Annotated in this window: 10 protein-coding genes; 3 read left to right on the plus strand and 7 right to left on the minus strand. The window is 72.5% G+C overall.

Features of this window, described 5'->3' with window-relative positions; all coding sequences use genetic code 11:
- Positions 1–2 precede the first annotated feature (2 nt).
- The gene (locus AC2H6A_RS06000) at positions 3–869 is read left to right on the plus strand and encodes a glycosyltransferase family 2 protein (RefSeq protein WP_484272237.1); all 867 of its coding nucleotides are present in this window, start codon (positions 3–5) and stop codon (positions 867–869) included.
- 42 nt (positions 870–911) lie between these two features.
- Here the strand turns inward: AC2H6A_RS06000 and AC2H6A_RS06005 are convergent, their stop codons facing one another.
- Genes AC2H6A_RS06005 through AC2H6A_RS06035 form a run of 7 tightly spaced genes read right to left on the minus strand, consistent with a single transcriptional unit; the run spans position 912 to position 9,210 of the window.
- Positions 912–1,214, minus strand: a complete 303-nt coding sequence (locus tag AC2H6A_RS06005) for a hypothetical protein (RefSeq protein ID WP_484272238.1) — start codon at positions 1,212–1,214, stop codon at positions 912–914.
- Positions 1,211–2,236, minus strand: coding sequence for a class I SAM-dependent methyltransferase (locus AC2H6A_RS06010; protein WP_484272239.1), 1,026 nt, complete (start codon positions 2,234–2,236; stop codon positions 1,211–1,213). Before AC2H6A_RS06010 ends, AC2H6A_RS06005 begins: the two co-directional genes overlap by 4 nt.
- Positions 2,223–3,557, minus strand: a complete 1,335-nt coding sequence (locus AC2H6A_RS06015) for a putative O-glycosylation ligase, exosortase A system-associated (RefSeq protein ID WP_484272240.1) — start codon at positions 3,555–3,557, stop codon at positions 2,223–2,225. The genes AC2H6A_RS06010 and AC2H6A_RS06015 overlap by 14 nt, the downstream gene beginning before the upstream one ends.
- Before the next feature lie 3 nt (positions 3,558–3,560).
- Positions 3,561–4,526 (minus strand): polysaccharide deacetylase family protein, encoded by a 966-nt coding sequence (locus AC2H6A_RS06020; RefSeq protein WP_484272241.1) that lies wholly within the window; start codon positions 4,524–4,526, stop codon positions 3,561–3,563.
- Positions 4,527–4,532: 6 nt separating this feature from the next.
- Positions 4,533–6,347, minus strand: coding sequence for an asparagine synthetase B family protein (locus AC2H6A_RS06025; protein WP_484272242.1), 1,815 nt, complete (start codon positions 6,345–6,347; stop codon positions 4,533–4,535).
- An 11-nt stretch (positions 6,348–6,358) separates the two neighbouring features.
- Positions 6,359–7,594 carry a pyridoxal-dependent decarboxylase, exosortase A system-associated gene (locus AC2H6A_RS06030; RefSeq protein ID WP_484272243.1) on the minus strand — a complete coding sequence of 412 codons (1,236 nt, stop codon included), beginning with the start codon at positions 7,592–7,594 and terminating at the stop codon, positions 6,359–6,361.
- Positions 7,591–9,210 (minus strand): acyl-CoA ligase (AMP-forming), exosortase A system-associated, encoded by a 1,620-nt coding sequence (locus AC2H6A_RS06035; RefSeq protein WP_484272244.1) that lies wholly within the window; start codon positions 9,208–9,210, stop codon positions 7,591–7,593. Before AC2H6A_RS06035 ends, AC2H6A_RS06030 begins: the two co-directional genes overlap by 4 nt.
- 129 nt (positions 9,211–9,339) lie before the next feature.
- Between AC2H6A_RS06035 and AC2H6A_RS06040 the strand changes: the two genes are divergently transcribed.
- Both AC2H6A_RS06040 and AC2H6A_RS06045 read left to right on the plus strand, forming a co-directional pair.
- Entirely contained in the window at positions 9,340–10,398 is a 1,059-nt protein-coding gene (locus AC2H6A_RS06040; RefSeq protein WP_484272245.1) for a polysaccharide deacetylase family protein, read from the plus strand.
- Positions 10,392–11,176: hypothetical protein (locus AC2H6A_RS06045; RefSeq protein WP_484272246.1), on the plus strand; the 785-nt coding region annotated here is incomplete at its 3' end. The genes AC2H6A_RS06040 and AC2H6A_RS06045, both read left to right, overlap by 7 nt.

Here is an 11,176-nt window from a genome sequence, read left to right on the forward strand (position 1 = left end):
CCATGAGCCGCCTCACCATCGGTGTGCCCGCCTACAACAACGCCCGCACGCTGGCGCAGGCGGTCGGCTCATTGCTCGCGCAGGACCATGCCGACCTGCGCGTGCTGATCTCCGACGACGGCTCGCGCGACGACACCGAGGCGGTCGGCCGGGCGCTGGCCGCCACCGACGACCGGGTAACCTACACCCGCCAGCCGGTGAACCTGCGCTACGGGAATTTCGGCTGGCTGCTGGCCCGGGCCGACACCGAGTTCTTCATGTGGGCCGCCGGTGACGACCGCTGGCTGCCCGGCTTTGCCAGCGCCTGCCTGGCCGAGCTGCGCGCCCACCCCGGTCTGGTCGGCGCGGTGAGCCAGGTGGCTTTCGAGCGCGAGGGCCGGGCGATCGGCCTGGCCACCGGCACCGCCGAGCTCACCGGCACGCCAGCGGCCAACCTGCGGCGATTCTTCGCCGCCCCGGGCGACAACAGCCGCATGTACGGGGTGTTCCGCACCGCGGTCGCGCGGCGCGCCTTTCCGTCGCGCAGCTTTCACGCCTGGGACTGGGGATTCTCGGCGGCCACGCTCTGCGAGGGCGGCCACGCCGAGGTGCCCGCGGTGCTCATGGTGCGCGACAAGACCCCCACCGCACGCTATGTGGAGATGGTGCGCGAAGACGCCACCTCGCGTCTGGAGCGGCTGCTGCCGGTGGGCGCGATGAGCCGCTGGCTGCTGTCGCTGCCGCGCTTTCCGCGCGAGCCGGCAGTGCGCGCGGCGCTGCTCGCGCTCAACCTTGAAAAACACCTGGAGTACAGCGCGCGCTTCCATCCCGGCTGGGCGCGCCTGGCCCGCCCGGTGCTCGGCCGCGCCCAGACGCGGCTGCGGGCCTGAGGCCGACGCGCCAGTCGCGGTCGGGGCGGTCGCCGGCGCCGGTCAGTCCAGCGGACAGTTCGCCGACTGCAGCGTGAGCGGGCGCGCAGGCCCGACCATGCCCGGCGGCAGCGGCGCTCGCTCGAAGCGCGCCTCGCAGCCATTGCCGAAGCGCACCCGCTGCTCGCTCAGGTCGATGCCCTCCAGCGAGGCGATCACCCGGTGATGCGCCTTCACGAAGGCGACCAGCGCATCGAGGTCCCTGGCGTTCTGGTACTGCGGCGGCAGCGCCGCACTCACCGGGTCGGCGGCGAGCGGCAGGCAGAGCAGCAGGCCGGCGACGAACCCTTCACGGCGGATCCTCATGCGGCATTCCTTTCCTCATCGACCCGGCGCAGCAGGAAGCAGGCCTGGTCGCCCTCCAGCGCGGCATTGAGCTGCTCGGCCTGCGCCGCCCAGTCGTGTACCTGCGCAGGCGAGAAGGGCGAGGCGAGCGGATCGCGCTGCCAGGACCGCGGGGAGTTCAGCGCGATGCCCAGACGATACTGCTCACTGCCCCAGAACTGGAAGGCGCCGGAATCGCAACGCACCGACAGCGGCTCGAAGCCGGCGCCGGCTGCCGCGCGCAGGAAGGCCTCGCGCGGAAAGAGAAAGCGGTGTCGCGGCGCATCGAGCTGGACCCAGTCCTCGCGGTAGCGTCGCCAGGCCTCGCCAAGCACCGGGATGCGCACCAGCAGGCGGCCACCCGGCGCGAGAAGACGATGCGCCGCGCGCAGCGCCGCCACCGGCTCGGGCATGTGCTCGAGGGAGTGGTGGAACATCACCAGGTCGAAGCGGCCGGACACGGCGGGCAATTCGCCACGGCGGATGAACACGCCGCCCGGGTGGCGGATGTCGCCGGCCAGGAAGGCATCGACGCCCTCGAGCCGCTCGAAGCCATAGGAGGCGAGCTGCAGCAGGTGGGCACCGGCACCGCAGCCGACGTCAAGCACCCGGACATCGCGACGCAGACCGAGACGCGCGCCCTCGCCCTCCAGCCAGGCCGGGAAGTCCTCGGTCAGCCAGGGTCGCCAGCGACGCGCCAGCCGCGCCGCGCGCCCGCCGCGCAGCATCGCCGCGCCGACCCAGCGCCGGGCCAGCCGGGTGCGCCAGGGCTCGGCGGCGATGCGCGCCGCGAGCGCATCGACCTCGTAGGAGTAGTAGCCCGAGGGGTAGTAGCGGTCGAAGGACGCGGGCGGATCGATCAGCTGCACGGTGCCGCAGTCCGCACAGGCCGCGTAGCGGAAGGCATCGCCCAGACCGAGGTGCTGCTCGCGGGCGATGAAAGCCTCGCCCATCGGCCCGGCACAGACGCCGCAGACCCCGAGGGCCGGCTCAGCGGGGACCATGCATCCTCCGGGTCATGGCCACCGGCATGGGGCTGACCGGACGGCGAATGCCAGGCCTGGCCTGTACGACGGCCGGGGCGGACGCCGGCGCACCCACCGGCAGGGCGGCCAGCGCGAAAGCCACCGCCGCAAGGTAGAACGGGAAGTCCCAGTAGCCGATGTTCACGAAGGCCCCCCCCACCAGGAAGCCGGCGAGCGAGACCTGGATCATCGCCGCGAGCGCCACCCGTGCGCCGCCCGCCGGATCGGCGCGGTGGCGGCGGATCGCCGCACGCAGCGCCAGCCAGACCCCGCCCCAGAAGGCGAGGAAGAGCACGAGGCCAGGCCAGCCGTGCTCGCCCAGCGCCTGGAAGTAGATGCTGTGCGCGCTCTTCACATCGGTGGGATCGGGAGCATAGGCGGCAAAGGCCCGCACACCGGCATAGTCGAAGCCGCCGCCGGTCAGGCGCGCATCGGCGATGCGCAGCGCGGTCTGCCAGGCGTTGAAGCGGCCGTAGGCCGACTTGTCGCGCTCGTAGTTGCCGATGCTGGCCATGCGGTCCCAGAAGTGCTCCGGCATGAACATCACCGCGAGCACCGCGCCGATCAGGAACACCATCGCGAAAGCCACCTTGCGCTCGCTCTTGACGATCAGCAGCAGCCCCATGGCCACCAGTGCCAGCAGCGCGCCGCGCGAGTGCGTGCCCAGGATGGCCACGATCACCAGGCCGATCGCACCGACCAGGGCAGCACGCGCCCAGATTGCCGGATAGACCTTCAGCATCCAGACCATCAGCGGCACGGTCATGGTGAGCGCCACCGCGAGCTGGTTGTTGTCCTCGATCACGCTGCCCGGCGGGCCCCAGACCCGGAAGTTGCCACCACCGAGCACGGTGAACAGGCCGCCCTTGATGCCGAAGAAGGCCACCGACAGCACGGCCACGCTGAGGAAGATGCGCACCCGCCGCTCGGTGGTGAGCACGCTCAGGGTGGCGATCGCCATGAGATAGATCTTGAGCACCTCGACGATGCGCACCGACGCACGAGCGGGCTCCAGCGCCATCAGCGAGGTGACCGCCATCCAGGCAAGGAAGGCAATGAGGATGCGAAAGCGCGCCACCGAGGCAAGCAGGCGTCGGTCGCGCTCCCAGGCGAGCGAGACCAGCGCGACGATGCCGTAGACCTGTGCCCACGGAAAGTCATACGCGAAGCCCCAGGACAGCCGGTGCGGATTCATCAGACCCAGCCAGGCATAGACGCAGATGCCGAAGAAGGGAAAGCGCAGCGCCACCGGCAGGCCACCCAGCAGCAGCAGCATCAGGACGATGTCGCGGATCGCCATCGCTCAGGCAGCCAGTGGACGGGTGAGGAGATTGCCCCAGGCGCGCGCCTGGAAGCGCAGCCGTGACCGGTCCCAGGGCGTGAAGCGCGGCAGCGCCAGCGCCGGGCTGCGGCGGTCGGCGGCACCCGGGTCGGTGCTGAACGCATAGGCGAATCCCGCGCGTCGCACCATGCTCATGTGCGGGGCCTGCCAGTCCGGCCCGAAACGCCCGTTCGGGTAGGCGAAGAGCGCCGGCGACTCGCCGCTGATTGCGCGCAGGTCATCGAAGCCGCCGGCGATCTCTTCCTGGGCCTGCCCCGGCTCCAGCATCGCAAGGATGGGATGGTGTCGGGTGTGGCCGCCCAGGGTCATGCCGGCAGCCTGCAGGCCGGCCACCTGCGCGGCGTCCATCATCGGGCTGCGCGTGGCGCCAGCGCCAAGACAGTCCTCCAGGCGCGCCACCGCGGCCTCGCGCCGCGGCGCGGGCAGGTGCTTGATCGCCGAGATCAGACGCGCGATGGCCTCGCGTCGCGCCGGCAGTCCGTCGAGCGGCAGCGCCGGCGCAGCGTCGAGCCCGATCGCCGCTGGCACGATCTCAGCCGCACGGGTGGCGCGCAGCGCCTCGATGATCCGGTCGTTGAACATGACCCGCCCCTCGAGGAAGCCGGTGGCCACGAAGAAGGCCGCGGGCCAGCCGCGCCGATGCAGGATCGGCGCGACCAGTTCGGCGTTGTCGCGGTAGCCATCGTCGAAGGTGAGGATCGCCGCGCGCGCCGGCAGGCCGCCGGCGACCAGCCGCTCGCAGGCGAGCCGAGGATCGAGCACCCGGAACTGCGCGCCGATCCAGTCGAGCGACTGCTCGAAGCCGGCGACATCGGGCAGCTCGGGCTGCAGCGGGTCGGGCTCGGGCAGCACCCGATGGAAGATGAAGGCGGTGAGCCGCGCCCGCGGGCCGGCCGGCGAGGCAAGCGAGGTGACCAGTCGCAGCATGGCGGTTCAGCCCAGCGCCGGCTCGGGCGCCGGTCGGGTGACCATGCCCTCGGTGCCCGCCTGTGCGCGCAGCCACAGCTCCAGGGTCATCATCACCCACACCAGCGTGCCGTAGTAGCCGGCATGGCCCAGCCGCACCGCGCGGTGCACCTCGTGGCCGAAGCCCGCGCGCAGCACACCGCGGTCCTCCAGCCCGAGCAGGGCATCGATCGCACGCTCCGACAGCCGGGGCTGGCCGAGCAGCCATTCGCCGAAGGGCATGCCGAATCCATGCTTGGGCTTGTCGAGGATCTCGTCGGGCAGGAAGCCGCGCAGCGCCTGGCGGAAGAAGTGGCGCAACTGGCGACGCTTGAGCTTCTCGCCCGGAGCCAGCCGCAGCGAGTGCGCCGCCACGGGCTCGGTGAGCATCGGAAAGGCCACCTCCACGCCCGCCGCGTGGCACATGCGGGTGACCTTGGGCAGATCGTTGTCGCCGAGGGTGAACTTGAAATCGTAGGCAAGCAGCCGATTGAGCTGCGTGCCGGCCTGACTGCGCGACCAGACCTCGCGCTCGAGCGTGAGCGGCTGGAAACCCGCGGCAAGCACCAGATCGCCGAGCACCGCATCGGCCCCGAAGAGGTTGAGCAGGTTGTAGCGTGCCCCCAGACGGTCGGGCAGCGGCAGGCGGGCCTGCTCGACATAGCTGCGCGCCTTGCGCACCGGCCAGGCCTGCATCAGCCCGAGCGGCCCGAAGAGCAGCGGCTCGAGCAGGTGGCGGCGTGCCCCGGCCGGCAGCCGCTCGTAGAGCGAGAACAGCCACTGCGTGGCATAGCGCTCGTTGCCGCCATAGAGCTCGTCGCCACCGTCACCGCCGAGCAGGCGCATGACGCCGGCCTGCCGCGCGATCTGCGCGCAGACCAGTGTCGGCACGGCCGAGGCATTGCCGAAGGGCTGCTCGCTGGCACGGGCCAGGCGGTCGATCGCGGCCTCGGTTTCGGCCACGCTGAGCACATGCTCGGTGTGGTCGGTGCCGAAGTGCGCGGCCGCAAGCCGCGAGTAGCGCCGCTCGTCATAGGCGGAGACATCGAAGCCGATCGCGAAGGTCTTCACCGGCTCGCCGCGCACCTCGCAGGCCAGACCGGCGATGGTCGAGCTGTCGGTGCCGCCCGACAGGAAGCAGCCCAGCCGGCCGCGCGGCACATCGGCCGTGCACTCGGCCACGCCCTCGCGCAGCGCGCTGAGAAAGGCCTGGCGCTCACGCACGAAGTCGAAGGGTTCTTCCTCCTGGAAGCTCGGCTGCCAGTGGGTGAGCACCCGCGCCGAGCCGCGCTCGATCACCAGCATCTGGCCGATGTCGAGACGCGACACCGACCGATGGATCGACAGCGGCGCGGGGATGACATGGAAATGCGCATAGGCATGCAGCGCGGCCGGGTCGAGCTCCACCGGCAGGCCGAGCAGCGCGCACACCCGGGCCGGCCGGCTGGCCAGCGCCACACGGCTGCCACGTCGGCCCCAGTAGAGCGGCAGGCTGCCAAAGCGGTCGACCAGCGCCACGCCGCGACGCTCGCGAGGATCCCAAAGCAGCGCAGCATGCTCGCCAGAGATCTGCCCGGGCAGCGCCTCGCCGTGGCGCCGCCACGCCGCCAGCAGCGCTGCGCCCTCGCCGCGGATGCGGGCCAGACCGGCAAGCTCGGGCTCGCGAAAGCGCAGCCGGCCGAAGCCGGCCACCCGCAGGCCTTCGCCGCCTGGCTCCTCATGGCTGAAGGACTGCAGCCCCCCCGTCGAGAAACGGGCGGGCGTTCCGGTGTCGAGGCAGGCTTCCAGCCAGGGCATCGACATGCCCGCACCGTTCATACCAGCACCTCGCGCGCCGGCGGATGGGAGAGGAAGGCGGCCGGGCTCGCGCTCGGGCCGTAGGCGCCGGAGCGGAACACCGCCACCAGATCGCCCGGTCCGGCGCTGGGCAGCGCCATGCGATCGGCGAGCAGGTCGAGCGGGGTGCACAGCGGCCCGACCACGCTCTGCACCTCGGTATGCGCGGCGTCGAGGCGGTTGGCGATGGCCACCGGGTAGTTCTTGCGCAGCACCTGGCCGAAGTTGCCGGAGGCGGCCAGGTGGTGGTGCAGGCCGCCGTCGGTCACCAGAAAGACCTGGCCATGCGAGACCTTGCGATCGAGCACCCGGCAGACATAGACGCCGGCCTCGGCCACCAGGTAGCGACCGAGCTCGAGCACCAGCGGCACCCCGAGCGCATCGCGGGCCCGCGCGACCAGCGCGCTCAGCGCCTCGCCGATCGGGGCGAGCTCGAGCGGCTTCTCGCCGGGGAAATAGGGCACGCCGAAACCACCGCCGAGATTGAGCCAGTCCATGCCGTCAGGCGCGCCGGCGCACAGCCGCTCGGCCAGCGCCACAACGCGCTGCTGCGACTCGATCAGCGCGGCCGCGTTCAGGTTCTGCGAGCCGCTGTAGACATGCAGGCCGCGCAGGCGCAGGCCGGCCGCGCGAATGCGGGCGATGGCCGCGGGCACGCGCTCCTCGTCGATGCCGAAGGGACGCGGTCCGCCGCCCATGCGCATGCCGGCTGCCTTCAGCTCGAAGGCGGGGTTCACCCGCAGCGCGAGCTGCGGCGCAAGGCCCAGGCGCTCGCCGGCCGCCAGGGCCTGATCGAGCTGACTCTCGGACTCGAGGTTGAGCGTGACGCCGGCGGCCACGGCCTGCGCGATCTCGGCCGCGGTCTTGCCGGGGCCGGCAAAGCTGATGCTGGCCGGATCGGTGCCGGTGTCGAGCGCGGTGCGCAGCTCGGCAGCCGAGGCCACATCGAGGCCGTCGACCAGGCCGGCGAGCAGGTGCACCACCGCCGGCATGGGGTTGGCCTTGATCGCGTAGTGCAGGTGCAGCGCCGCGGGCAGCGCGCCGCGCAGGGCGGCCACCCGGTCGATGATGGCGCGGCGGTGGTAGGCGTAGAAGGGCGTGCCCCCCACCCGCTCGACCAGGCGCGACACCGGCAGCGCGCCGATGGCGAGCTCCGCGCCGAGGCGCTGGAAGGCGTCGACCGTGGCGTGCTGGGCGAAGACGATGCCGCTCATGCCGCCTGCGCGAACAGGCCGGCGCGCTGCTCGCCGAGCAACCGGCGATCGATCTTGCCGTTGCCATTGCGTGGCAGGGACTCGGCCTGCCAGTCGATCTGCGCCGGCACCATGTAGGCCGGCAACGCATCCCGGCAGACCTGGATCAGCGCCGCAGCATCCGGCGCCAGCCCCGAGGCGGGCTGCGCCACCACCACCACCGCCTGGCCGAGCACCGGATGGTCCACGCCGAAGGCGGCGGCCTCGGCGACCAGACCGCTGCGGTAGAGCACCTCCTCGATCTCGGTGGGGCTCACCCGGTAGCCCGAGGTCTTGATCATCTCGTCACGACGGCCGACGAAGTACAGGAAGCCGTCCTCGTCGCGGCGCACGGTGTCGCCCGACCAGACCGCCATCTCGGGCAGCACCAGTTCAGGATGCTGGCCGGGCAGTGGCCGGAAGCGCTCGGCGGTGCGCGCCGGATCGTTCCAGTAGCCCATCGCGACCAGCGCACCGCGGTGCACCAGCTCACCGGGCTCATGGGGCGCGCACTCGCTGCCGTCCTCGCGCACCACCCGGATCTCGGCGTTGGGGATGGCCTTGCCGATGGAGTCCGGTCGGCGGTCGACCTCGGCCGGGGGCAGATAGGTGGAGCGGAAGGCCTCGGTGAGACCGTACATGAGGAAAGGCTCGGCAGCGGGCATGCGCGCACGCAGCGCGGCCAGGGTCGTGCCAGGCATGGCGCCGCCCGAGTTGGTGAAGTAGCGCAGGTGGGCCGCCGACTCGGTCGACCAGGGCAGCGCGGCCAGCTGGATCCACAGCGGCGGCACCGCGGCCAGCCCGGTGATGCGTTCGCGGCCGAGCGTCCGCAGCAGGTCGCCCGGCAGCAGGTAGTTGTGCAGCACCACCGAGGCGCCGGTGGCAAACGCGGTGGTGAGCTGCGACAGGCCGTAATCGAAGGACAGCGGCAGCACCGCGAGCAGCCGGTCGTGCGGCCCGTTGCCCAGATACGCCGCGACGCTGCGCGCGCCGGCCACCAGGTTGCGGTGCGAGAGCACCACGCCCTTGGGTCGGCCGGTGCTGCCAGAGGTGTACAGGATGGCCGCCATGTCGGCATCGATCACACGATGCGGCGCGCCGGGCGGGTGCGAGAGGAACGCGGTCAGGGCGAGCACCACCGGCGCGCGGTCGGGCCCGGTCTCGGCTGGTGCAATCTCGGCTGGCGCAAGCTCGGCCGCCGCGGCGCCGGTGAGCACCACCATGCGCAGATCGGGCAGACCGGCCAGCCGCGCGCGCAGCGAGCGCCAGCGCTCGGCGGTGGTGACCAGCAGCCGGACATTGCAGTCGGCCAGCACATGCTCGGCCTGCTCGGCACGCAGCACCGGATTCACCGGCACGAACACCGCGCCGGCCGCGGCCGCGCCAAAGAGCGCCACCACCGTCTCCTGGCGCTTGTCGAGCCACACCGCCACCCGCTCGTGGCGCTGCACACCCACGCCGCTCAGCGCGCCCGCAAACCCGCGCACTGCCGCGGCCAGACCGGCGTAGTCGAGCTCGCGCCGGCCGCAGGTGAGGGCAGGGGCGCCGGGCAGGCGTTGCGCAGTGGCGAAGAGCAGTTCGTGAAGGAGCTCGGACATCGGGAGGCAGGCGGACCGGGTCGGCGGACTCTAGCGCAGCGCTTCGGCGCCGCGAGTTGCATTTCTCACGGCCCGGCGTTGCCAACGGCACTGTGGCTGATCGAAGCGACGGCCGGTTGATCCGGCGCAATGCCCGGCGATCCGGCACTTGGCCTACTGGCCGCCCATCCCTCGCGCGACCGGCAGCCCATGAACACCCGGGTCTTCCTCACCATCGACACCGAATTCACCATCGGCGGCGCGTTCCGCGACCCGGACCGGCGCCGCCCGGTGGGCGCGCGCAGCGTGCGCTGCCCCACGCGGGAGGGCCAGGCCGGGCTGGGCTTCGTGCTCGACACCCTCGAGGACCACGGTCTGCGCGCCACCTTCTTCATCGAGACCCTGCAGACCGCCTGGTTCGGCGACGGGCCGATGGGTGCGATCGCCGCCGAGATCGCCGCCCGTGGACATGACGCCCAGCTCCACCTGCATCCGGTGTGGACCTGGTTCGATGCGCCGGCCTGGCGCGCGCGCCTGGCCGATGGCCGCCCGAACGACGACGCCGACGGCCGCTCGCCGGCCGAGCTGATCGCCTGGATCCGGCGCGGTCAGGCGGCCTTTGCACGCTGGGGACTGCCGCCGCCGGTGGCGCTGCGCACCGGCAACCTGCGGGCCGATCGCTCGGTCTATCAGGCGATGGCGGCCTGCGGGCTGAGCATCGCATCCAATGTCGGGCGCGGGCTGTTCGAGCCGCGTGACCCGGCGCTGCGGCTCGATGCCGGGATCCACCGGATCGGCGGCGTGCTCGAGTTGCCGGTGCTCAGCTATGCCGAGCACGCCCTGCCCGGACGGCCGCGCGCCAAGTGCCTGACCGTGGCCGGCGCCTCCTTCGCCGAGACCCGGTTCCTGCTCGAGCGCGCCCACCAGGCGGGCGCGCCGGCGGTGGTGCTGCTCACCCACTGCCACGAGTTCGCGCGCGGCGACCCGGCCGGCGAGCTGCGCCCGAACCCTACCAGCCAGCGCCGCCTGCGCGCCCTGTGCCGCTACCTGGCCACCGCGCGGCGCCGCTTCCGGGTGGGAACCCTGGGCGAACTCGCCGGCGATCGACCGGTGCCCGCCGCGGCGGCAGCCCTGTCGGTGCCGGCGCGACTGGCCTGGCCCCGCATGATCGCGAACCGGCTGGCCGACATCGGATGCCCGGGATGCTGAGGCGGGTGACCCTCGACACCGGGTCGGACGCGCGGGTGGCCGAGATGCGCTCAGGCGACAGCACCCGGCCGGCCCGCGCGGTGCTGCTGCTGGGCATCGACACGCCGATCGGGCTGGCCCTGGTGCGCGAGCTCGCCGGCCATGGCGTGGCGGTGCACGGCATCGCCCGCTCGTCGCGCGCGGTGGGCCTGCACGCCCGCGGCCTGGCCTCGGGACACTGCCACGGCGCGCGTGACCCGGCATTGCTGGCGCTGCTGCGCGAACTCGCCACGCGACACGGCGCGCGACACTGCTTCGCGGTGTCCGAGAGCGACATCGCCTGGCTGAACCGTCACCGCGAGGCCCTGCCCGGGATCACGCTGATGATGGCCGACGAGCCTCGCCTTGCGCGTGTGCTCGACAAGGCCTCGGTGTACCGCACCGCCGCGGCGCTGGGCATCGCGGTGCCACAGAGCTGGCCCGTGGCCGATGCCCAGGCCGCGCAACGCGTGCCCGCCCTGGCGCGCTACCCGGTGGTGGTGAAATGGGCCGACCCCAACCGGGTGGCCGACCGACTGCATGCGCTGCGCCTGCCGCTGGAGAAGGCGCGCTACTGCCACGACACGGCCTCGCTCGCCGCGCTGCTGGCGCGGTATGCGCCGGTGGGTGAATACCCCCTGGTGCAGGCGCAGGTGCCGGGCGAGGGCATCGGCCAGATGCTGCTGATGCACGAGGGCCGCGCCGTGCTGCGCTTCGAGCATCGGCGCCTTCGGGAATGGCCGCCAGAAGACGGCATACG

It is taken from the genome of Quisquiliibacterium sp., assembly GCF_982640115.1.